The following is a 21,717-nucleotide window of genomic DNA, read 5'->3' on the forward strand; positions in this document are numbered from 1 at the left end:
TATTACACTTCCATGATTTCTTTTTCTTTGTTTTTTGCGATTTCGTCAACTTTTGCAATATATTTATCTGTTTCTTTTTGGATATCTTCAGTATATCCTCTTAAATCATCTTCTGTAATCTCGCCAGCTTTTTCAAGCTTCTTAAGATCATCATTTCCGTCACGACGTACGTTACGAACAGCAACTTTTGCTTCTTCAGCATATTTTTTCACAACTTTAACAAGATCACGACGACGCTCTTCTGTTAATGCAGGGAATGCAATACGAATTACAGTTCCATCATTAGAAGGGTTTAAGCCTAAATCTGCTTTTAAAATTGCTTTTTCGATATCACCGATAGAAGTTTTATCATAAGGTTGAATTACAAGTAAACGTGCTTCTGGAACTGTAATGTTCGCTAATTGCACAACTGGTGTTGGTGCACCATAGTAATCAACTTGTACCTTATCTAATACAGACGAGCTTGCACGACCAGCGCGAACTGTTGCTAATTCACGAGAATAAGCAGCAACTGCTTTTTCCATTTTTTCATTTGAAGACTTCAATACTTGTTGTCCCATATTTATTTCCCCCTTACAACTGTTCCAATATTTTCGCCTAAAACGGCACGTTTAATATTACCTTTTTCCATAACTGAGAATACAATTAATGGAATATCATTATCCATACATAGAGAAGAAGCTGTAGAATCCATTACACCTAAACCTTCTTTTAATACATCTAAGTAAGTAAGCGTTTCGTATTTCGTAGCCGTTGGGTCAATAGATGGATCTGCGCTATATACGCCATCCACATTATTTTTCGCCATTAAAATAACGTCTGCTTCGATTTCCGCTGCACGTAATGCTGCTGTTGTATCTGTAGAGAAGTATGGATTACCTGTACCTGCTGCAAAGATAACAACACGTTTTTTCTCTAAGTGACGAACTGCTTTACGGCGAATGTAAGGCTCTGCCACTTGACGCATCTCAATTGAAGTTTGTACACGAGTTTGGATTCCAATATTCTCCAAGCTATCTTGAAGAGCTAATGAATTCATAACTGTAGCTAACATGCCCATGTAATCTGCTCCTGCACGATCCATGCCCATTTCACTTCCAATTTTCCCACGCCAAATGTTACCGCCACCAACAACAACAGCAACCTCTACATCAAGTTCTGCAATTTCTTTTACTTGTTCTGCAACTGACTTAATAACAGTTGGATTAATTCCAAATCCTTGCTCTCCAGCTAAAGCTTCTCCACTTAACTTTAAAACGACACGATTATATTTCGGTTTACTCATAATGAACCTCCAATTGCTTACATCTTTATTTTAAAAAAGGGAACACAATGTGTTCCCTAATCTGTATTAGTTACTACCTTTTACTTGGTTCATTACTTCTTCAGCAAAGTTGTCTTCACGTTTTTCGATACCTTCGCCAACAGCGTAGCGAACGAATCCTTTTAATGTTCCGCCTTTAGACTCAACGAACTGACGAACTTTCATATCAGGGTTTTTAACGAATGCTTGGTCAAGTAAGCAAATCTCTTCGAAGAATTTGCCTAGACGGCCTTCAACCATTTTTGCAACGATTTTTTCAGGCTTGCCTTCGTTTAATGCTTGTTGTGTTAATACTTGACGCTCATGCTCAACTTCTTCAGCTGTTACAGCATCGCGGTCGATGTATTTAGGGTTAACTGCTGCAATGTGCATTGCTACATCTTTAGCAGCTGCTTCATCAGTAGAACCTTCAAGAACTGTTAATACACCAATACGTCCACCCATGTGTAGGTAAGCGCCGAATGCATCTGCATCAGTTTTTGATACGATTTCGAAACGACGAAGTGTAAGTTTTTCACCAATTTTAGCGATTGCTTCGTTGATGTGCTCTTCTACTGTTTTGCCGCCTTCAATTGTTTGAGTCATAGCTTCTTCAACGTTAGCAGGTTTGTTAGCTAATAAGTGAGCAGCTAGTTCTTTAATTAATGCTTGGAAACCTTCGTTTTTCGCAACGAAATCAGTTTCAGAGTTTAATTCTAAGATTAAAGCGTCGTTACCGTTTGTTTCGATGAAAGTTAAACCTTCAGCAGCAATGCGGTCTGCTTTTTTAGCAGCTTTCGCAATACCTTTTTCACGTAAGAAGTCAATTGCCTTCTCCATGTCGCCGTTAGTTTCTGTTAAAGCTTTTTTGCAGTCCATCATACCTGCGCCAGTTTTTTCACGTAATTCTTTTACCATTTGAGCAGTGATTGCCATACTTTTCATCCTCCTAAAATATGTATTTATACTTTTTATAAAGGTGTTTATACCTTAAAAAAGGTGATAAAAGGCCGAACCCCTTATCACCTTTCCAACTTTGTTACGCAGTAACAGTTTCTTCACCTTGTTTTGCTTCAAGGATCGCGTCTGCCATTTTAGATGTAAGAAGTTTTACAGCACGAATTGCATCATCGTTTGCTGGGATAACGTGATCGATTTCGTCTGGATCACAGTTTGTATCAACGATACCGATGATTGGAATGTGTAATTTGCGTGCTTCAGCAACTGCAATACGCTCTTTACGAGGGTCTACTACGAATAATGCACTTGGAAGACCTTTCATATCTTTAATACCGCCTAAGAATTTCTCAAGACGCTCTAACTCTTTTTTAAGTTGAACAACTTCTTTCTTAGGTAGTACTTCGAAAGTACCATCTTCTTGCATTCTTTCGATGTCTTTAAGACGCTTGATACGCTTTTGGATTGTTTGGAAGTTTGTTAAAGTTCCACCTAACCAACGTTGGTTAACGAAGTACATACCCGCACGAGTTGCTTCTTCTTTAATAGCTTCTTGTGCTTGTTTTTTAGTACCTACGAATAAAATGTCTCCACCTTCAGCAGCGATGTCACGCATCGTTCTGTAAGCTTCCTCAACTTTTTTCACAGTTTTTTGTAAGTCGATGATGTAGATACCGTTACGCTCTGTGAAAATGTAACGCTTCATTTTTGGGTTCCAACGACGAGTTTGATGTCCGAAATGAACACCAGCTTCAAGCAATTGCTTCATAGAAATTACTGACATAATATAGTTCCTCCTAAATGGTTTTTGATATCCTCCGTTTACTTCATCTCTAAGCGAAACTACAAACGTAGCACCAACACTTAAATCAGTAAACGTGTGTACTTTGTACTGACACCACTGCTTACTATATCATACTGAAATATTACAATCAAGTCGAAAATGCGAACAATGTAAAACTTTCTTTGTTCATACTCGAATTCTAGTATTACCAACCTTCATTTCTTTTAAGCAAAAAAGCAAAATACAATTAATAGTTTTCCCAGAAAACACGCTTATGCCACTTTTCACAAGCACCATCAATCCATTGCGCAAAAAAACTCTCCTCAATCGAGGAGAGTTTTTTATAAATTAGTTTGTTTTTAATTTAGCAAGTTCCTGTAGAAACTTGTCGTTTAGCACTTTAATGTATGTTCCTTTCATACCTAAAGAGCGAGACTCAATAACACCAGCACTTTCTAATTTACGTAGTGCATTTACGATTACAGAGCGAGTAATTCCTACGCGATCAGCAATTTTACTTGCAACAAGTAAACCTTCTGTTCCATTTAATTCTTCGAAGATGTGCTCAATTGCTTCTAACTCACTGTAAGATAATGAGCTGATCGCCATTTGAACAACAGCTTTACTACGTGCTTCCTCTTCGATTTCTTCTGCTTTTTCACGTAAGATTTCCATACCTACAACAGTTGAGCTGTACTCAGCAAGGATTAAATCGTCATCTAAGAACTCTTGACCTAGACGAGCTAATACTAATGTACCTAGACGCTCACCACCACCAACGATTGGTACGATTGTAGTTAAACCTTGACCAAATAATTCTCTGTTTTCTACTGGGAATGCTGTGTAAGCACTGTTCACATCCAAGTTTGAAGATGTTTCTGTAATGTTGAATAAGCTTTGTGTATATTCTTCTGGGAATTGACGTTCTGCAAGCATTTGCTTCATGCGTTCGTTTTCGATTTGTTGGTGAATTGCATAACCTAGTAATTTACCACGACGGCTAACTACGAATACGTTTGCTTCGATTACTTCACACATTGTGTCAGACATTTCTCTAAAGTTTACAGGCTTCCCTGCTGCGCTCTGTAATAACGCATTTAATTTTCTCGTTTTTGCTAATAATTCCATTTCAAAAGTTCCTCCTACATGTTACTCACATATTTTTTCATCACTTGGAAACTAGGGCGAGTCACCTGATGACACTATTACAAAATAAACTGGCTCACATCTTTATTTTTAGCAATTGTTGCTAATTTCTCCTCAACGTATTGAGGGGTTATCGTTATTTTCTCTAACGTAATTTCAGATGCTTCAAACGATAAATCTTCAAGGAGCTTCTCCATAATCGTATGAAGTCTTCTTGCTCCAATATTATCTGTATCCTGATTAACTTGATAAGCAATCTCAGCAATCTTACGAATAGCTTCGTCTGAAAATTCAATTTCTATACCTTCAGTCGCTAATAATGCCATATATTGTTTAATTAACGCATTGTCAGGCTCGATTAATATTTTAACAAAATCGTCTGTCGATAATTTCGTTAATTCTACTCGAATCGGAAATCTCCCTTGCAATTCCGGAATTAAATCCGACGGTTTAGACATATGGAACGCTCCAGCTGCAACGAATAAAATATAATCCGTTTTTACTGATCCGTATTTTGTCGCAACATTCGACCCTTCTACAATTGGCAAAATGTCACGTTGCACACCTTCACGTGATACATCTACGCTATTCGACTGCTTACCAGCAATTTTGTCAATTTCATCGATAAAAATAATCCCGAGCTGTTCAGCACGATAAACAGCCTCTTGTGTAACTTCATCCATATCAATTAAGCGCTGTGCCTCTTCATTTGTCAAGAGTTTTCTTGCTTCTTTTACAGAAAGTTTACGTTTTTTTGTTTTTTTCGGCATAAAACTCCCTAACGCATCTTGGAAATTCATTCCCATTTGCTCCATGCCAGTTCCTTGTAACATATCAAACATTGACGACTGTTGCTCAGTCACTTCAATCGATACAATTTCGTCTTCAAGAAGCCCTGCAGCAAGCTTTCTCTCCACATCTTGACGTTTCTTTTCAATTTCACCATCTTCTTGTGTATCAGACGTTTGACTCGAATTTTGAGCGCCCCCAAAAAGCATCTCTAATGGATTTTTAAATCCAGATTGCTTCTCCGGACTCGGCACTAAAATTTCAACAAGACGTTGATTCGCTTGCTCTTCTGCTTTATCTTGAACTTTCACTACCATTTCTTCTTTTACAATACGAACCGATGTTTCCACAAGGTCACGTACCATCGACTCTACATCTCTACCCACATATCCAACTTCTGTAAATTTTGTAGCCTCAACCTTAATAAAAGGTGCTCCAACGAGTTTCGCCATTCGTCGTGCTACCTCTGTTTTCCCAACACCTGTCGGTCCAATCATCAAAATGTTTTTAGGTGCTATTTCATCACGTAAATTTTCAGCTAATTTACTGCGACGGTATCGATTTCTCAACGCTACAGCAACCGCTTTCTTTGCGTCTTTTTGACCGATGATGTATTGATCTAATTTTTCCACAATTTGGCGCGGAGTAAAATGTAAATGCATATAAAATGCCTCCCTTACGATTCTACAATTCTTCAACAATTATGTTGTGATTCGTATAAACACAAATATCGCCAGCAATCTCTAAACTCGCTTTCGCAATTTGTTTCGCTGTTAAGTGTTCACTTGCATATTGCTTTAAAGCACGACCTGCAGAAAGTGCATAATTCCCACCAGATCCAATTGCTAAAATACCATCATCCGGTTCAATCACTTCTCCTGTACCTGAAACAAGGAGCATAGTTGTTTTATCCATGACAATGAGCATCGCTTCTAGTTGACGTAACATTTTATCGCCACGCCATTGTTTTGCCATTTCAACAGCTGCACGCTGCAAGTTGCCATTATACTCTTCTAATTTTCCTTCAAACATTTCAAAAAGAGTAAATGCATCAGCAACTGAACCTGCAAAACCAGCTAAAACTTTACCTTGGAAAAGTCTGCGAACTTTACGAGCTGTATGTTTCATTACAACAGCATTTCCCATTGTCACCTGACCATCTCCAGCCATTGCACATTCTCCATTATGATGAACTGCAAATATCGTTGTAGCGTGGAAATTCCCCATAGAAAAAACTCCTTTATTTGTTTTTATAGCTTTTAAAGCAATTTATGCCCGCGGGTGATGCTTCATGTAAACAGAACGCAATCTTTCTTTAGAGACATGCGTATAAATTTGTGTGGTCGACAAATTCTCATGACCTAATAGCTCCTGTACAGTACGTAAATCCGCCCCTTCATCTAACATATGTGTAGCAAATGTATGCCTTAACATATGGGGACTTATTCGCATTGTCAGTGAAGCCTTTTTAATGAGTTCATTTAAAACATAACGCACTCCACGACTTGTTAGCGGTGTACCTTTCGCATTTAAAAACACCATACGAGAGTCTTCGTCAGTCTTATTAACTAACTGTTTTCTCCCATTCTCTATATAAGTAATTAAAGAATCTTGCGCATAGCTTCCGAACGGAATATACCTTTGTTTTTTTCCTTTTCCCATTACTAAAATTGTTCCCACCGCAAAGTCAATATCGGTAAGTTGTAAATTGACACATTCACTCACACGGATTCCAGTCGCATACATCAACTCTAATAAAGCTTGATTCCTTTGACCTAATGGCGTTTCCGTGTCAGAAACTTCAAATAATTCCTCTAACTCTTCAGCATATAAAAACTTTGGGATTGACAATTCTTTTTTGGGGAGTGACGCAAGTGCAAACGGATTATCTTTCCGATAACCTTCACGCATCAAAAAACGATATAAACTTCGTAAGCTTGATACTTTTCTTGCGACAGATTTACGGGCTAACTTTTCATCGTGCAACGTCGTTAAGTACAAACGAACATCCGCGTATGTAACGTCTAAAAAAGAGGATATGCCTTCTCGCTCCATAAATTGCACAAAATGTTCTAAATCATTTTGATAACTTGCAATTGTATATTTTGAATAATTTCTTTCAATTTGTAAATATCCAACGAATAATTGTAACAATTTCTTCACATTCACACAACTCACCTCAATAAAGGCTACTAAATCGTATCACAACTTAGTAGCCTTTGCAAGAAATTTAACTAAATATTTACAAAATTTTGAATTGTTTCTAAAGCGCGTGTTGCGTATGCTTCATTTCGTTCCGCTTTCTTTTTGATCTTCTTCTCTAACGGTGCAAATAGACCGAAGTTCGCATTCATCGGTTGGAAGTTTTTAGCGTTCGTTGCCGTAATGTAATTTGCCATGCTGCCCATCGCAGTTACTGACGGTAATACAACTGGCTCTTCACCTTGCACAAGACGTGCAGCATTAATTCCTGCTAATAATCCTGATGCTGCTGATTCAACATATCCCTCTACTCCAGTCATTTGACCAGCGAAGAATAAATCATCACGTTGTTTATATTGATATGTTGGACGAAGCAAATTAGGTGAATTAATAAACGTATTACGATGCATTACACCATAACGTACAATCTCTGCATTTTCCAGTCCCGGTATTAACTGTAGCACTTCTTTTTGTGGTCCCCACTTTAAATGCGTTTGGAAACCTACGATATTGTATAAAGTTCCTGCTGCATCATCTTGACGTAACTGAACAACAGCATATGGCGTTTTCCCTGTTTTTGGATCTTCCAATCCAACAGGTTTCATAGGTCCAAATACTAGCGTCTGTCTCCCTCTACTTGCCATAACTTCTACTGGCATACAACCTTCAAAGAAAATTTCTTTTTCAAACTCTTTTAAAGGCACTGTCTCAGCAGCAATTAAAGCCTCATAAAAACGGTCAAACTCTTCTTCTGTCATTGGGCAATTTAAATATGCAGCTTCCCCTTTGTCATAACGCGATTTTAAATATACTTTATTCATGTCAATACTGTCTTTTTCTACGATTGGTGCTGCCGCATCGTAGAAATAGAAATAATCTTCACCTGTTAGTTCTTTTAATTGTGCAGCAAGATCAGGAGATGTAAGTGGACCTGTTGCAATAATTGTTGGTCCTTCTGGAATTTCAGTAAGCTCTTCGTTCACTACCGTTACATTCGGATGGTTTTTTACGTATTCTGTTACTTTAGCTGCGAACTCATGACGGTCTACAGCTAACGCACCTCCAGCTGGTACAGAGCACTCATCTGCCGCACGAATAATTACAGAATCCATTAAACGCATTTCCTCTTTAATAACTCCAACTGCATTTGTTAAAGTGTTTGCACGAAGTGAGTTACTACATACTAATTCAGCAAATTTATCTGTGTGATGAGCTGGCGTTTGCCTTACCGGCCTCATTTCATATAATCTAACTTGGACACCACGTTTTGCAATTTGGTAAGCCGCTTCACTTCCTGCAAGACCTGCGCCAATGACGTTTACTACTTGTGTTGTCATATATATCACCTTTCCTTTTCTTCCCGAAAAAAATGTGAGCAGTTACGCTCACATTTGTTGTTCTTCTTCATAATCGCACGAAATACATTGTACTTGCACGCCTTTTTTCAACTTCTTCTCTACAAGCATGCCTTCACACTTCGGACATTTACGACCAATCGGCTTATCCCAAGATACAAAGTCACATTCTGGATACGTACCGCATCCATAGAAAAGGCGTTTCTTTTTGTTACTACGACGCTCAATAATTTGTCCTTCTTCACATTTCGGACAAGTTACACCGATTTCTTTCACAATCGGTTTTGTATTACGACAATCAGGGAAATTCGAACAAGCCATAAACTTCCCGTATTTACCCATTTTAAAGACCATTGGATGTCCGCATAATTCACAGTCTTCCCCAGCTGGCTCATCTTTAATTTCCACTTCACGCATTTCTTTTTCCGCTTTTTCTAAGCGCGGTTCAAATCCTACGTAGAAATCATCAACAATTTTCACCCAATTGGCATTTCCTTCTTCCACTTCATCAAGGCTTTGCTCCATATTGGCAGTAAATTCAATGTTAATAATTTCCGGGAAAAATTCTAAAATAAGTTCAATTACTATTTCACCAAGTTCAGTCGGAACGAAGCGTTTATTATCCAAGCCTACATATCCACGTTTTTGAATCGTTTCAAGTGTAGGTACATAAGTCGACGGTCTTCCAATTCCAAGTTCTTCAAGTGTTCTTACTAGACGAGCCTCTGTATAGCGCGGAGGAGGTTGTGTAAAATGTTGCTTCGGTTCTAAATCCTTCGAAAATACAGTTTCCCCTACTTCTAAAGGCGGCAACATCTTATCCTTTTCTTCAGCACCATCATCTTTCGACTCTACATACACTTTCATAAATCCTGGGAACTTTACAACCGATCCACTTGCACGGAACTGAACATTGTTATTAATGAGTCTCGCTGTCACAGTATCCATTATAGCAGACGCCATTTGACTTGCAACAAATCGCTCCCAAATCAATTTATATAATCGAAGTTGATCACGACTTAAGAAACTTTTTAGTTCCTCTGGCTTTCTCATTACCGAAGTAGGACGAATTGCCTCATGTGCATCTTGTGCATTTGACTTTTTCGTTTCTTTCTTCTTTTCTGTTCCTATGTATTCCGTACCATACGCTTCAGTGATGTAAGTACGAGCCTCTGTTTGAGCTGTTTCTGAGATACGTGTTGAATCAGTTCTCATATACGTAATAAGACCTACAGTTCCTTGTTTTCCAAGATCTATCCCTTCATACAATTGCTGTGCAAGCATCATCGTTTTCTTTGCTCGCATGTTTAACTTACGTGCTGCTTCTTGTTGCAAGGAAGATGTTGTAAACGGTAATGCAGGATTACGTTTTCGCTCTTTGCGCGTTACATTTTCAACTGAAAACGCATTGTCTTTCATCTGTTCAATTATTTCATTCACTTGCGTTTCATTCGTTAATTGAACCTTTTCCCCATCTACACCGTAAAAGCTTGCTTCAAATGTGTCTTTTCCTTTTACAAATTCTGTTTTAATTGTCCAGAATTCTTCAGGTTCAAAGCTTTGAATTTCCTTTTCACGTTCGATGATTAAACGAACTGCTACAGATTGTACACGCCCTGCACTTAATCCTTTTTTTACTTTCTTCCATAATAAAGGACTAATATTGTAACCAACAAGACGATCAAGTATACGTCTTGCTTGTTGTGCATCTACTAAATCCATATTAATTGCACGAGGATGTTTAAATGATTCTTTGATTGCATCTTTCGTAATCTCATTAAACACAACCCGACAATCTGATTCAACGTCCACATTTAACGTATTCGCTAAATGCCAAGCAATTGCTTCCCCTTCGCGGTCTGGATCGGCCGCGAGATAGACTTTCTTTGCTTTTTTCGCCGCTGATTTTAAATCTTTTAAGACGGGACCTTTACCACGAATGGTAATATACTTCGGGGTGAAGTTGTTCTTTACTTCTATCCCCATTTGACTTTTTGGCAAATCGCGAACATGTCCCATAGACGCGACAACTTTGTATTTTTTCCCTAAATATTTCTCAATGGTCTTCGCCTTAGAAGGCGACTCCACGATCACGAGGTAATCTGACATGCTAGTGCCTCCTTAAGAGGTGGATTCAAGTCTTCATTAATCTTATTGATTTCTCTTGTTTTTGTCAATCAAGAATGAATATACCATACAGTGCCAATCTACCATTTGTCAATAATTGTTTAATAAAAATTTAAAAATATAAGGTTAATTTAAAATCTCTTCCAAGATATCTTCTGCATTTCTTACTAATTTTGCTCCTTGTTGAATAAGATGATTCGTTCCCGATGCCCCCTCTATAAATATAGGTCCAGGAAGCGCAAACACCTCTCTATTTTGCTCTAACGCAAGGTCTGCAGTAATAAGTGTCCCACTTCTCGATTTCGCTTCTACAACTAAAACACCTTTACTTATACCACTAATAATCCGGTTCCTTTTTGGAAAATACCATTTTTTCGGTGCATAGTGCGGAGGATACTCTGTCAATAACAATATATATTCCTTCCACATTTCATATAAATGTCTATTTTCTTTCGGATACATAAACGACAATCCGTGCCCTAATATCCCAATAGTGGGACAATGATGCCTTACTGTAATCTCATGAGACATTGTATCTATCCCTTTTGCAAACCCACTGACAATAAGCCACTCTCTTTCTAATAAAGGGTGTAAAATAAATTTCAAGCTCTCATGACCATATAATGATGGTTCTCTCGTTCCAACAACTGCTAATTTATTTACTTTATTTAGAAAATCTTTCTCTCCTTTTCCATATAAAACGAAGGGAGGGTCTTGTATTTCACGTAATAATTGTGGATAATTTTCATCCCATATCGTTATATAAAAGATACGGTTTTTCTCTAAATAAGATATATATTGCGGAAGATTTGAACTTTGAAGAAATTTCACTAGTTCTGAAGATTTTTTCGAGGATATTCCAGTGTAGTGCTCCATTTGTTTTTCGTTAAAATTATATATGTTCTTTAATTCTGGATCGACATATAGTAGCCTCTCCATCGCTTTCCAATAATCTGCTAGCAAGTAATGAAGATGTAATAACCGCTCTCTTTTCATCTTGATTCTCCTTACCCATAATTTTTATTATGTAAACAGAAAAAAGTGTAAAAAGACACCCTCAAGTAAGAAGGTGTCTTTCAACAGATTAATAGTTTTTGCAAGTCTCAAATAGACCTTTTTCTTTTAAAACAGAGATTAGCGTTTCTCCCATAACTGCTGGAGTTTCAGCTACTTTAATGCCACAAGCTTCCATTGTTTTAATCTTTTCAGCAGCAGTTCCTTTACCACCAGAAATGATTGCACCAGCATGGCCCATACGTTTGCCAGCAGGCGCTGTTTGACCACCAATGAAGCCTACAACAGGTTTTGTCATATTAGCTTTTACCCATTCAGCTGCCTCTTCTTCTGCTGTACCGCCGATTTCACCAATCATAATTACAGCATGTGTTTCTTCATCTTCATTAAATGCTTTTAACGCATCAATAAAGTCTGTACCGTTAACAGGGTCTCCACCGATACCTACAGCAGTAGATTGGCCAATACCTTCTTGTGTTAATTGATGTACAGCTTCATACGTTAATGTACCAGAGCGAGATACGATACCAACATGACCTTTTTTATGAATATATCCTGGCATAATACCAATCTTACATTCATCTGGTGTGATTACACCTGGGCAGTTTGGTCCAAGTAAACGTGTATGTTTACCAGCCATATATCTCTTTACGTTTACCATATCTAATACAGGAATTCCTTCAGTAATACATACTACTAAATCAATTTCTGCATCAACTGCTTCCATAATTGCATCTGCCGCAAAAGCGGGTGGAACGTATACAACTGAAGCGTTTGCGCCTGTTGCTTTCACTGCATCTTCTACTGTATCAAATACTGGTACACCTTCAATATCAGTGCCGCCTTTACCTGGTGTTACACCACCGACAATTTTCGTACCGTATTCAATCATTTGTTTTGTATGGAATAAACCTTGAGAACCTGTAATACCTTGAACAATAACTTTTGTATCTTTATTAACTAATACGCTCATTTTTCTCCCCCGCTTTCTATTAGCCCACTAGTGAAACAATTTTTTGTGCACCGTCTGCCATAGATTCTGCTGCAACAATATTTAAGCCAGACTCATTTAAAATTTTCTTACCTAGTTCTACGTTTGTACCTTCAAGACGTACAACTAAAGGTAACTCAAGACCTACTTGTTTCGTTGCTTCAATAACACCTTCTGCAATAACATCACACTTCATAATACCACCAAAAATGTTAACGAAGATACCTTTTACATTTTTGTCAGAAAGGATAATTTTGAATGCTTCTGTAACTTTTTCAGCAGTTGCACCGCCACCAACATCTAAGAAGTTAGCTGGGTCACCGTGGTAATGTTTAATGATATCCATTGTAGCCATCGCTAAACCTGCACCATTAACCATACAACCGATATTTCCATCTAAAGGAATGTAGTTTAAATCGTATTTTGAAGCTTCAATTTCTTTTGAATCCTCTTCATCAAGATCACGAAGCTCTAAAATGTCTTTATGGCGATATAACGCATTAGAATCAAAGTTTAATTTTGCATCTAATGCCATAACTTTACCTTCACCTGTTGTAACAAGTGGGTTAATCTCAGCGATAGAGCAATCTTTTTCGATAAACGCACGGTATAAGCCCATCATAAACTTCACAGCTTGTCCTACAAGCTCTTTTGGAATATTGATGTTAAATGCAATTCGGCGTGCTTGGAAACCTTGTAAGCCTACTGCTGGATCAATATATTCTTTAAAGATTTTTTCAGGTGTTTTTTCTGCTACTTCTTCAATTTCTGTTCCGCCTTCTTCAGACGCCATTAAAACAACTTGAGAAGTTGCACGATCTAAAACTAGACCTACATAATATTCTTTTTTAATATCGCAACCTTCTTCGATAAGTAAGCGTTTTACTTCCTTACCTTCAGGACCTGTTTGATGTGTCACAAGTGTAGTTCCTAAAATGCTTTCTGCATATGTACGAACTTCATCTAAATTTTTTGCAACTTTTACTCCGCCAGCTTTGCCGCGTCCACCAGCGTGAATTTGTGCTTTCACTACACATACATCTGTTCCTAGTTCTTTCGCTGCTTCTACAGCTTCTTCTACTGTAAATGCAACCTTCCCGTTCGGAACGCTAACCCCATAGCTTCTAAGGACTGCCTTACCTTGGTACTCATGGATATTCATGGTCCCATCCTCCCCTGTTTTCCTGTTTTACTCGAAAAGTTTTTTAATGTTTAAAAAACATTACATTGCCATTGTATAAGATGATTGGCACGCTGTCTACAATAAAGTGTCAGAAAACTGAAATCGCTTTATTCTTTTTCGAAAATAGTAATGTTTATATGCCAAAATAAAAAATAAGCTGTATATTTACAGCTTATTTTTGAATCATATCTTTAATTGGCGCGAATGACTTTCGGTGTTCATCTAATACTCCATGCACTTCAATTGCCTCTAAATGTTGCTTTGTGCCATATCCCATATGTTGCTCAAATCCGTATTCAGGATACTTTTCTCCCAGTTCTTTCATCATACGATCTCTCGTTACTTTCGCAATAATAGATGCAGCTGAAATAGAAATACTTTTCTCATCACCTTTAATAATTGAGGTTTGCGGAATTGGTGTAGGAAGCTTCATCGCATCAATTAATAAATGTTGGGGTGTACAAGATAAATTTGCAACTGCATCTAACATTGCTTGTTTCGTTGCTTGGTAAATATTAATGTCATCAATAACTTGCGGTGATACAATTCCTACTCCAATTGCAATTGCTTGTACTTTTATTTCATCATAAAAACGCTCACGTTTCGCTTCACTCAGCTTTTTTGAGTCATTTAACCCTGGAATATAAAAATCCTCTGGAAGGACGACAGCTGCCGTCACAACAGGCCCAGCCAACGGGCCACGCCCTACTTCATCAATACCCGCGATATATGTGACCCCTTTTTCACGCAAAGCATTTTCATACTTGGACATTTCAAAAAAATTCTCTTTTTCTTTCTGTTCTAACTCTTTTTGTTTATACCACTTCAAAACGAGCTTTTGAACGCCTTTTCGCTCATCTTTCATTAACAGTTGAAAGCGATCATCTTCTTCATTCATAATTTCTTTCAATACATTTTCCGCTTCTTTTATCGTCATTTTTTGCATTTATACAAACTCCTTTTTAAACGTATCCAAAAAGAAAAGACGCACAAACGCACGTCTTATACTTCTTCTATTTTTTCCACATCTTCTACTTGCTCTGCAAACTCTTCCGGTGTTTCAAACGTCATTTTTCCAAGTTTGCCACCACGAAGCTCACGAAGTACAAGCTCAGATGTCTTATCATAATCAATCATTCCGCCGCCCATTAAGCAGCCTCTATTTTTTCCAATTGCATCGAATAATTCCACAATATCTTCTGGAATCTCATTTAAATTATAGCGTTCTTTCAAGCGTTCTGGATAATGTTTCTCCATAAAACGTAATGCGTAAACAGCTACATCTTGTAAATTTAAAATTGAATCTTTAATTGCACCCGTCGTCGCTAAGCGAAGACCCACTAATTGATCTTCAAATTTAGGCCACAGAATACCTGGCGTATCTAACAATTCCATTTCCTTCCCAACTTTAATCCATTGTTGAGCTGTTGTCACACCTGGACGATCTCCTGTTTTAGCAATATTTTTCTTTGCCAATTTATTAATTAATGTAGATTTACCAACATTTGGTATACCTACAATTAATGCACGAATCGCTCTCGGTCTAATACCTTTTGCAACCATTTTATCAAATTTTTCTTTAACAAGCACTTTACAAGCTGCTGCAATTTCTTTCATACCTTGTCCAGCTTGCGCGTTAATCGAAATTGCCATATGACCTTTTTCTTTAAAATATGCGATCCATTGTTTTGTTAAACGGTCATCTGCCATATCCGCTTTATTTAAAACAACAAGCCTTGGCTTATGTGTAATGATTTCATCAATCATTGGGTTTCGAGATGATAATGGTAATCGAGCATCTACAAGTTCAATTACAACATCAATTAATTTTAATTTCTCCGTTACTTGGCGTCTAGCCTTCGCCATATGCCCTGGAAACCATTGAATTACCATGTTGCCACCTTCTTTTTCATTTATTTCACAATACGTGCGTCTTCTAACGGCCAATATAACATATTAGCTTTACCAATTACTTGATCCATTGAAATCGTACCGATTGAACGGCTATCTTTACTAAAACGACGATTATCACCTAAAACAAATAATTGATCTTTTGGAACGGTTTTCTTGCCTGTCATTTCTTCAAGATTAAAATCATATGTAAGCGGTCCGTCAGCAATTTGCTTTTTCTGCTTGTCTAAATACGGCTCCTCATAAGCCTTTCCGTTAACATACAGCTTATCATTACGATACTCTATTTCATCGCCCGGTAGGCCTATAATGCGCTTAATGTAATCTTTATCTTCTGTTGCTCGAAATACGATAATATCAAAGCGTTTTGGATCTCCAATGTGATAACCAATTTTATTTACAATCATTCGATCACGATCATGTAAAGTAGGTGCCATCGATACCCCGTCTACGAGAATTGGCGCAAAGAAAAACTGTCTAATAACACCAGCTAATACAACAGCAATCAAAATTGCTTTAATCCATTCCCAAAGTGAACTCTTCTCTTTTTTCATGCATTTCCCCTCCACGGTTATGTAAGCTGTTCGTATTATACCAAAATTTCATATAGATTGGAAAAAGGGAGCTTGTGCATTTACAAGCTCCCATACATGTCTTATCGAATTTCTTTAATACGTGCTTTTTTACCGCGAAGGTTACGTAAGTAGTATAACTTAGCACGACGTACTTTACCACGGCGAAGTACTTCGATTTTCGCGATTCTTGGCGTGTGAACTGGGAATGTACGCTCAACACCTACACCGTAAGAAATCTTACGAACTGTGAATGTTTCACTAATTCCGCCACCACGACGTTTAATTACAACACCTTCGAAAAGCTGAATTCTTTCACGAGTTCCCTCAACAACTTTTACGTGTACACGTAAAGTGTCACCAGGACGGAATGAAGGAAGGTCAGTTTTTAATTGGCCTTTTGTAATTTCTGCGATTAATTGTTGCATATTAAATTCTCTCCTTTAAACAGATGCTCTTATAAAGTCTTAATAAATTACAGCGGAACATCGTTAATACGGCTACTGATTTCAGTAGCACAAATGTTATAATAGCATATTACTAGGCCTGTTGCAATAGCAAATATATGAAGTTATTACTGCTCTCGCTTTATTTCCTCAAGCCATTTTTTCTCTTGTTTAGATAGATCTCTATCATCTAACAAATCAGGTCTACGCGTATACGTACGGCGCAAAGATTCCTTATGTCGCCATTCGTCAATATTTTTATGATTCCCTGACATTAATACATCCGGTACCTTCATACCACGAAAATCAGCCGGACGTGTATAATGAGGATGCTCTAATAAACCTGTACTAAACGAATCCTCTACTTGTGAAGCATGATTTCCTAGCACGCCTGGCAAGAGACGTACAACACTATCAGTAATAACCATAGAAGCTAATTCTCCGCCCGTTAATACATAGTCACCAATAGAAATCTCATCCGTTACGAGATGCTCACGAATTCGTTCGTCATACCCTTCATAATGCCCACATACAAAGATCAAATGTTCTTCCCCTGCAAGCTCTTCCGCTTTCTTCTGCGTAAATCTTTCGCCCTGCGGACACATTAAGACAACTCTCGGCTTACGCTCTGTCTCTTTCGTCAAATCTTCTACAGCGTCAAAAATAGGCTGAGGAGTAAGCACCATACCAGCTCCTCCGCCGTAAGGATAATCGTCTACGCTATTATGCTTACTTGTTGTATAATCACGAAAGTTAACAACACGAAGGTTTACCGCTTCCTTTTCTTGTGCCTTCTTTAATATAGAAGATCCAAATACACCGGTAAACATGTCTGGGAACAACGTTAAAATATCAATTTTCATTATAGCAATCCTTCCATTACATGAATGGTTACTAATTTATTTTCAATATTAACTTGAAGTACAACGTCATCAATATAAGGAATTAAGAGATCTTGACCCTTCGGACGTTTAATCACCCAAACATCATTTGCACCAGGAGAGAGAATCTCTTTGATTGTCCCTAGCGCTTCTCCTTCTTCCGTTACAACGATGCAACCAATAATTTCGTGATAGTAGTATTCACCTTCAGCAAGTTCACCTAACTGCTCTTCCGGTACTTTTATTAAAGAACCTTTAAACTTCTCTACTTCATCTACATTGTTATATCCTTCAAATGTTAATAAATCGAATGTCTTATGTTGGCGATGAGAAGTTACCTTCACTGGAAGATAGTCTGTGTCTTTCTCATTCGATATGTATAGCGTGTTTCCTACTTTATATCGCTCTTCTGGAAAATCAGTACGAGAAATCACACGGATTTCTCCTCTTACTCCATGAGTATTTACAATTTTCCCTACGTTAAACCACTTTGTCATAAATAGTATGTCACCCCTGGTTTCTATATAAATTAAGCATCTCCATTTCATAGATGGAACATGCAATCTCTATTTAAATGTTAAAAAAGGGAGAGGAATAACTCCTCGCCCTTTTTACGTTTATTGAATTTCCAGTGTTACTTTTTCATCATTATGATGTCCCACTGAATACAAGAGCATTCGAATCGCTTTCGCAACTCTCCCTTGCTTTCCAATGACTTTTCCAACATCCTCAGGATGTACAGTTAATCGATACTTTATCTCTCCGTTGCAAAGTTCCTGTGTAACTTTTACATCTTCAGGATGATCGACAAGAGGCTTGACAATCGTCTCGACTAACTTCTTCATAGTCATTGCCTCAATTACTTACCTTGTTTAGATAAGTGGAATTTCTCCATGATACCTTGGTTAGAGAATAAGTTACGAACTGTATCAGATGGTTTAGCACCATTTCCTAACCATTTTAATGCTGCTTCTTCGTCGATCTTAACTTCAGCTGGTTGAGCAACTGGATTGTAAGTTCCGATTTCCTCAATGAAACGTCCGTCACGAGGAGAACGAGAATCTGCAACAACTACACGATAGAAAGGAGTTTTTTTAGCTCCCATACGTTTTAAACGAATTTTAACTGCCATTTATAAAGCACCTCCGAATTTATTTCACACAGATAATTATATTAGCAAAAAGACTATTGCTTTGTAAAGTATTTTTTCTTAACAGAGCCATCTTTTTTTCCTTACATGAATGGAAACTTCAATCCACCTAGTCCTTTTTTCTTGCCTTTTTGCATTCCCGTCATCGTCTTCATCATTTTTTTCATGTCATCGAATTGCTTAATTAGACGATTGATTTCTTGTACAGTTGTACCGCTACCTTTGGCAATGCGCTTTTTGCGACTAGCATTGATTATTTCCGGTTGTTCTCGTTCTAATTTAGTCATAGAACGAATAATTGCCTCAATATGCCCAATTTGTTTTTCATCAACTTGCGCATTTTTCAGCCCTTTAATTTTATTTGCACCAGGAAGCATTCCTAACAATTCATCAAGCGGTCCAAGTTGACGCACTTGTCCAAGTTGTTCTAGGAAATCGTCAAGCGTAAACGAAAGCGTACGCATTTTTTGCTCAAGTTCTTTTGCTTTCTCTTCATCAACTGTAGCTTGCGCTTTTTCAATCAATGTTAAGACATCGCCCATCCCTAAAATACGGGATGCCATACGCTCTGGATGGAACGCTTCAATTGCATCTAGTTTTTCACCCATACCAGCAAATTTAATCGGTGTGTTTGTTACAGCCTTAATAGATAATGCAGCACCACCGCGGGTATCACCATCTAATTTCGTTAATACAACACCTGTTAAACCTAACTGTTCATGGAAACTTTGTGCAACATTTACCGCGTCTTGTCCCGTCATCGCATCGACAACAAGGAAAATTTCATCCGGTTTCGCAACTTCTTTAACTTTCGCTAATTCATCCATTAGTTCTTCATCAATATGCAGGCGACCCGCTGTATCGATTAAAACATAATCATGATGATCTTCTTTTGCTTTTGCAATCGCTTGTTTCGCAATTTCAACAGGACTTACTTGATCTCCTAAAGAAAATACAGGCATGTCCAATTGCTTCCCTAATGTTTCAAGCTGTTTAATCGCTGCTGGACGGTAAATATCCGCTGCAACAAGCATCGGTTTACGATTATGCTTTTTACGAAGCAAATTCGCAAGCTTACCTGTCGTCGTTGTTTTACCCGCACCTTGCAGACCAACCATCATAATAACAGTCGGTGGCTTATTAGCAACAGCAATTTTGCTTTGCTCTCCGCCCATAAGTTCTGTAAGTTCTTCCTGTACAACTTTAATTACTTGTTGTCCAGGTGTCAAACTTTTCATTACATCTTGTCCGACAGCACGTTCAGACACACGCTTCACAAAATCTTTTACTACTTTAAAGTTAACATCTGCTTCTAAAAGAGCTAGACGAACTTCTCTCATCATTTCTTTCACATCGGCTTCAGAAACTTTTCCTTTGCCGCGGATTTTTTGCATTGTCTGTTGAAGTCGGTCGGCTAATCCTTCAAATGCCATATTGCCGCCCTCCTAATCTAATTTTTCGATAGCTTCAACAACTTGTTTCATTTCTTCATTCACATGCTCTTCTTCGCTGATTAGCTGTTTTAGCTTTGCAACAAGTCGCTGTCGCTCTTGAAACTTTTGAAGTAATACTAATTTTTCTTCATATTCTTCAAGCATCGCTTCAGTCCGTTTAATGTTATCATACACGGCTTGGCGACTTACATCAAATTCTTCCGCAATTTCACCAAGAGATAAATCATCTAGATAATAAAGCGACATATAACTTCTTTGTTTTTGCGTTAACAACGATTGATAAAAATCAAATAAATAGTTCATTCTCGTTGTTTTTTCGAGCATGTTGGATCATCCTTTGTTAAGTGATTTCCCTTTACATAAGTTAGTTTACATGGAGTCCAAAAGAGTGTCAAGTTTTTTTCTTAACATCATATATTTTTATAGAAAAAGAAGCGGAAATACCGCTTCTTTCGCTTACGCTTCTTCTGTTTCTACTAAGTTCGCAAATAAACCATACACATATTGTTCTGGATCAAACTGCTGCAAGTCATCCATTTGCTCTCCTAATCCAACAAACTTCACCGGTACATCAATTTCGTTACGAATCGCTAATACAATACCACCTTTAGCAGTTCCATCTAACTTCGTTAAAACAATACCTGTTACATTCGTTGCTTCACGGAATGTTTTCGCTTGGCTTAAACCGTTTTGTCCTGTTGTTGCATCAATAACAAGCAATACTTCATGAGGAGCACCTGGTACTTCACGCTCAATTACACGCTTCACCTTCTCTAACTCTTTCATTAAGTTTACTTTATTTTGCAAGCGTCCTGCTGTGTCACATAGTAATACATCTACCTTACGTGCTTTTGCAGCTTGTACAGCGTCATACATAACCGCCGCTGGATCAGATCCAGATCCTTGTTTAATCACTTCTACACCAACGCGATCGCCCCATACTTCTAATTGTTCAATCGCCCCAGCACGGAATGTGTCTCCTGCCGCCAATAAGACTGACTTACCTTCTGATTTAAACTTATGCGCCAGTTTACCAATTGTCGTCGTTTTTCCTACACCGTTAACACCAACAAATAAAACAACCGTTAATTGGTCTTCTTGCATATTAATTTCGTTACTAAAATCGCTGTCACCTTTGTAAATTCCTACTAGTTTTTCTGAAATAACAGCTTGTACTTCTTTTGGATCTTGAATGTTACGACGTTGTACTTCTTCTTTCAATTGATCAATTAATTCCATTACCGTTGCGACGCCAACGTCTGCACCGATTAAGATTTCTTCTAACTCTTCGAAGAAATCTTCGTCCACTTTACGGTAACGATACACTAAATCATTCACTTTATCCGCAAATGAATTTCTAGTTTTTTCTAATCCGTGTTTAAATTTCTCTGTAACTGTATCCGTTTGTTTTGAAATTTTTTCTTTTAGTTTTTTAAAAAAACTCATACTTTC

Annotated in this window: 24 protein-coding genes; all 24 read right to left on the bottom strand. The window is 37.8% G+C overall.

What is annotated here, in order from left to right:
• Positions 1-2: 2 nt before the first annotated feature.
• On the bottom strand, positions 3-560 hold the full coding sequence (frr, locus tag DN403_RS03060) for a ribosome recycling factor (RefSeq protein ID WP_000531505.1): 558 nt from the start codon (positions 558-560) through the stop codon (positions 3-5).
• A gap of 2 nt (positions 561-562) precedes the next feature.
• Positions 563-1,285 (bottom strand): UMP kinase, encoded by a 723-nt coding sequence (gene pyrH / locus DN403_RS03065; protein WP_000042669.1) that lies wholly within the window; start codon positions 1,283-1,285, stop codon positions 563-565.
• 66 nt (positions 1,286-1,351) lie between these two features.
• Positions 1,352-2,239, bottom strand: a complete 888-nt coding sequence (tsf, locus tag DN403_RS03070) for a translation elongation factor Ts (protein WP_001018576.1) — start codon at positions 2,237-2,239, stop codon at positions 1,352-1,354.
• A 103-nt stretch (positions 2,240-2,342) separates the two neighbouring features.
• Positions 2,343-3,044: a 30S ribosomal protein S2 gene (gene rpsB, locus DN403_RS03075; RefSeq protein WP_000111485.1), complete on the bottom strand. Its 702-nt coding sequence runs from the start codon at positions 3,042-3,044 to the stop codon at positions 2,343-2,345.
• A gap of 348 nt (positions 3,045-3,392) precedes the next feature.
• Positions 3,393-4,172, bottom strand: coding sequence for a GTP-sensing pleiotropic transcriptional regulator CodY (gene codY, locus DN403_RS03080; RefSeq protein WP_000421290.1), 780 nt, complete (start codon positions 4,170-4,172; stop codon positions 3,393-3,395).
• 77 nt (positions 4,173-4,249) lie between these two features.
• Positions 4,250-5,641, bottom strand: coding sequence for an ATP-dependent protease ATPase subunit HslU (hslU, locus tag DN403_RS03085; RefSeq protein WP_000550084.1), 1,392 nt, complete (start codon positions 5,639-5,641; stop codon positions 4,250-4,252).
• 22 nt (positions 5,642-5,663) lie between these two features.
• Complete coding sequence (hslV, locus tag DN403_RS03090; protein ID WP_000526274.1) at positions 5,664-6,206, bottom strand: ATP-dependent protease proteolytic subunit HslV; 543 nt, start codon at positions 6,204-6,206, stop codon at positions 5,664-5,666.
• A 42-nt stretch (positions 6,207-6,248) separates the two neighbouring features.
• Entirely contained in the window at positions 6,249-7,148 is a 900-nt protein-coding gene (gene xerC, locus DN403_RS03095) for a tyrosine recombinase XerC (RefSeq protein WP_001101244.1), read from the bottom strand.
• Positions 7,149-7,213: 65 nt separating this feature from the next.
• Positions 7,214-8,518: an FADH(2)-oxidizing methylenetetrahydrofolate--tRNA-(uracil(54)-C(5))-methyltransferase TrmFO gene (gene trmFO / locus DN403_RS03100; RefSeq protein WP_000213006.1), complete on the bottom strand. Its 1,305-nt coding sequence runs from the start codon at positions 8,516-8,518 to the stop codon at positions 7,214-7,216.
• 48 nt (positions 8,519-8,566) lie between these two features.
• On the bottom strand, positions 8,567-10,645 hold the full coding sequence (gene topA / locus DN403_RS03105; RefSeq protein WP_001286957.1) for a type I DNA topoisomerase: 2,079 nt from the start codon (positions 10,643-10,645) through the stop codon (positions 8,567-8,569).
• Between the two features lie 144 nt (positions 10,646-10,789).
• Positions 10,790-11,659: a DNA-processing protein DprA gene (dprA, locus tag DN403_RS03110; protein ID WP_000818044.1), complete on the bottom strand. Its 870-nt coding sequence runs from the start codon at positions 11,657-11,659 to the stop codon at positions 10,790-10,792.
• Positions 11,660-11,747: 88 nt separating this feature from the next.
• The gene (sucD, locus tag DN403_RS03115; protein WP_000115178.1) at positions 11,748-12,650 is read right to left on the bottom strand and encodes a succinate--CoA ligase subunit alpha; all 903 of its coding nucleotides are present in this window, start codon (positions 12,648-12,650) and stop codon (positions 11,748-11,750) included.
• A 19-nt stretch (positions 12,651-12,669) separates the two neighbouring features.
• Positions 12,670-13,830 carry an ADP-forming succinate--CoA ligase subunit beta gene (sucC, locus tag DN403_RS03120; protein WP_001020791.1) on the bottom strand — a complete coding sequence of 387 codons (1,161 nt, stop codon included), beginning with the start codon at positions 13,828-13,830 and terminating at the stop codon, positions 12,670-12,672.
• Positions 13,831-14,023: 193 nt separating this feature from the next.
• A complete protein-coding gene (locus DN403_RS03125) occupies positions 14,024-14,797 on the bottom strand; it encodes a ribonuclease HII (protein ID WP_016077303.1) in 774 nt (257 codons plus the stop codon).
• A gap of 56 nt (positions 14,798-14,853) precedes the next feature.
• Positions 14,854-15,744, bottom strand: coding sequence for a ribosome biogenesis GTPase YlqF (gene ylqF / locus DN403_RS03130; RefSeq protein WP_000236702.1), 891 nt, complete (start codon positions 15,742-15,744; stop codon positions 14,854-14,856).
• A gap of 20 nt (positions 15,745-15,764) precedes the next feature.
• Positions 15,765-16,316 (bottom strand): signal peptidase I, encoded by a 552-nt coding sequence (gene lepB, locus DN403_RS03135; RefSeq protein ID WP_000711853.1) that lies wholly within the window; start codon positions 16,314-16,316, stop codon positions 15,765-15,767.
• 101 nt (positions 16,317-16,417) lie between these two features.
• A complete protein-coding gene (gene rplS, locus DN403_RS03140) occupies positions 16,418-16,762 on the bottom strand; it encodes a 50S ribosomal protein L19 (RefSeq protein ID WP_001186516.1) in 345 nt (114 codons plus the stop codon).
• Positions 16,763-16,908: 146 nt separating this feature from the next.
• On the bottom strand, positions 16,909-17,643 hold the full coding sequence (gene trmD / locus DN403_RS03145) for a tRNA (guanosine(37)-N1)-methyltransferase TrmD (RefSeq protein ID WP_000686901.1): 735 nt from the start codon (positions 17,641-17,643) through the stop codon (positions 16,909-16,911).
• A complete protein-coding gene (gene rimM / locus DN403_RS03150; protein WP_149185300.1) occupies positions 17,643-18,158 on the bottom strand; it encodes a ribosome maturation factor RimM in 516 nt (171 codons plus the stop codon). The genes trmD and rimM overlap by 1 nt, the downstream gene beginning before the upstream one ends.
• A 120-nt stretch (positions 18,159-18,278) precedes the next feature.
• Positions 18,279-18,506, bottom strand: coding sequence for a KH domain-containing protein (locus DN403_RS03155; protein ID WP_000737393.1), 228 nt, complete (start codon positions 18,504-18,506; stop codon positions 18,279-18,281).
• Between the two features lie 14 nt (positions 18,507-18,520).
• The gene (gene rpsP / locus DN403_RS03160) at positions 18,521-18,793 is read right to left on the bottom strand and encodes a 30S ribosomal protein S16 (protein ID WP_000268748.1); all 273 of its coding nucleotides are present in this window, start codon (positions 18,791-18,793) and stop codon (positions 18,521-18,523) included.
• Between the two features lie 101 nt (positions 18,794-18,894).
• Positions 18,895-20,244, bottom strand: a complete 1,350-nt coding sequence (gene ffh, locus DN403_RS03165; RefSeq protein ID WP_000863460.1) for a signal recognition particle protein — start codon at positions 20,242-20,244, stop codon at positions 18,895-18,897.
• Positions 20,245-20,256: 12 nt separating this feature from the next.
• Positions 20,257-20,589, bottom strand: coding sequence for a putative DNA-binding protein (locus DN403_RS03170; protein WP_000891062.1), 333 nt, complete (start codon positions 20,587-20,589; stop codon positions 20,257-20,259).
• 132 nt (positions 20,590-20,721) lie between these two features.
• Positions 20,722-21,711 carry a signal recognition particle-docking protein FtsY gene (gene ftsY, locus DN403_RS03175; protein WP_000007640.1) on the bottom strand — a complete coding sequence of 330 codons (990 nt, stop codon included), beginning with the start codon at positions 21,709-21,711 and terminating at the stop codon, positions 20,722-20,724.
• Positions 21,712-21,717 lie beyond the last annotated feature (6 nt).

Origin of the sequence: Bacillus sp. AY2-1, assembly GCF_008368965.1 — a bacterium.
GTDB classification, from domain to species: Bacteria; Bacillota; Bacilli; order Bacillales; family Bacillaceae_G; genus Bacillus_A; species Bacillus_A thuringiensis_S.

Bases quoted from the DNA above. Each gene is read 5' to 3' on its own strand.
- frr (WP_000531505.1), bottom strand. From the start codon at position 560: ATGGGACAACAAGTATTGAAGTCTTCAAATGAAAAAATGGAAAAAGCA.
- pyrH (WP_000042669.1), bottom strand. From the start codon at position 1,285: ATGAGTAAACCGAAATATAATCGTGTCGTTTTAAAGTTAAGTGGAGAA.
- tsf (WP_001018576.1), bottom strand. From the start codon at position 2,239: ATGGCAATCACTGCTCAAATGGTAAAAGAATTACGTGAAAAAACTGGC.
- rpsB (WP_000111485.1), bottom strand. From the start codon at position 3,044: ATGTCAGTAATTTCTATGAAGCAATTGCTTGAAGCTGGTGTTCATTTC.
- codY (WP_000421290.1), bottom strand. From the start codon at position 4,172: ATGGAATTATTAGCAAAAACGAGAAAATTAAATGCGTTATTACAGAGC.
- hslU (WP_000550084.1), bottom strand. From the start codon at position 5,641: ATGCATTTACATTTTACTCCGCGCCAAATTGTGGAAAAATTAGATCAA.
- hslV (WP_000526274.1), bottom strand. From the start codon at position 6,206: ATGGGGAATTTCCACGCTACAACGATATTTGCAGTTCATCATAATGGA.
- trmFO (WP_000213006.1), bottom strand. From the start codon at position 8,518: ATGACAACACAAGTAGTAAACGTCATTGGCGCAGGTCTTGCAGGAAGT.
- topA (WP_001286957.1), bottom strand. From the start codon at position 10,645: ATGTCAGATTACCTCGTGATCGTGGAGTCGCCTTCTAAGGCGAAGACC.
- dprA (WP_000818044.1), bottom strand. From the start codon at position 11,659: ATGAAAAGAGAGCGGTTATTACATCTTCATTACTTGCTAGCAGATTAT.
- sucD (WP_000115178.1), bottom strand. From the start codon at position 12,650: ATGAGCGTATTAGTTAATAAAGATACAAAAGTTATTGTTCAAGGTATT.
- sucC (WP_001020791.1), bottom strand. From the start codon at position 13,830: ATGAATATCCATGAGTACCAAGGTAAGGCAGTCCTTAGAAGCTATGGG.
- DN403_RS03125 (WP_016077303.1), bottom strand. From the start codon at position 14,797: ATGCAAAAAATGACGATAAAAGAAGCGGAAAATGTATTGAAAGAAATT.
- ylqF (WP_000236702.1), bottom strand. From the start codon at position 15,744: ATGGTAATTCAATGGTTTCCAGGGCATATGGCGAAGGCTAGACGCCAA.
- lepB (WP_000711853.1), bottom strand. From the start codon at position 16,316: ATGAAAAAAGAGAAGAGTTCACTTTGGGAATGGATTAAAGCAATTTTG.
- rplS (WP_001186516.1), bottom strand. From the start codon at position 16,762: ATGCAACAATTAATCGCAGAAATTACAAAAGGCCAATTAAAAACTGAC.
- trmD (WP_000686901.1), bottom strand. From the start codon at position 17,643: ATGAAAATTGATATTTTAACGTTGTTCCCAGACATGTTTACCGGTGTA.
- rimM (WP_149185300.1), bottom strand. From the start codon at position 18,158: ATGACAAAGTGGTTTAACGTAGGGAAAATTGTAAATACTCATGGAGTA.
- DN403_RS03155 (WP_000737393.1), bottom strand. From the start codon at position 18,506: ATGAAGAAGTTAGTCGAGACGATTGTCAAGCCTCTTGTCGATCATCCT.
- rpsP (WP_000268748.1), bottom strand. From the start codon at position 18,793: ATGGCAGTTAAAATTCGTTTAAAACGTATGGGAGCTAAAAAAACTCCT.
- ffh (WP_000863460.1), bottom strand. From the start codon at position 20,244: ATGGCATTTGAAGGATTAGCCGACCGACTTCAACAGACAATGCAAAAA.
- DN403_RS03170 (WP_000891062.1), bottom strand. From the start codon at position 20,589: ATGCTCGAAAAAACAACGAGAATGAACTATTTATTTGATTTTTATCAA.
- ftsY (WP_000007640.1), bottom strand. From the start codon at position 21,711: ATGAGTTTTTTTAAAAAACTAAAAGAAAAAATTTCAAAACAAACGGAT.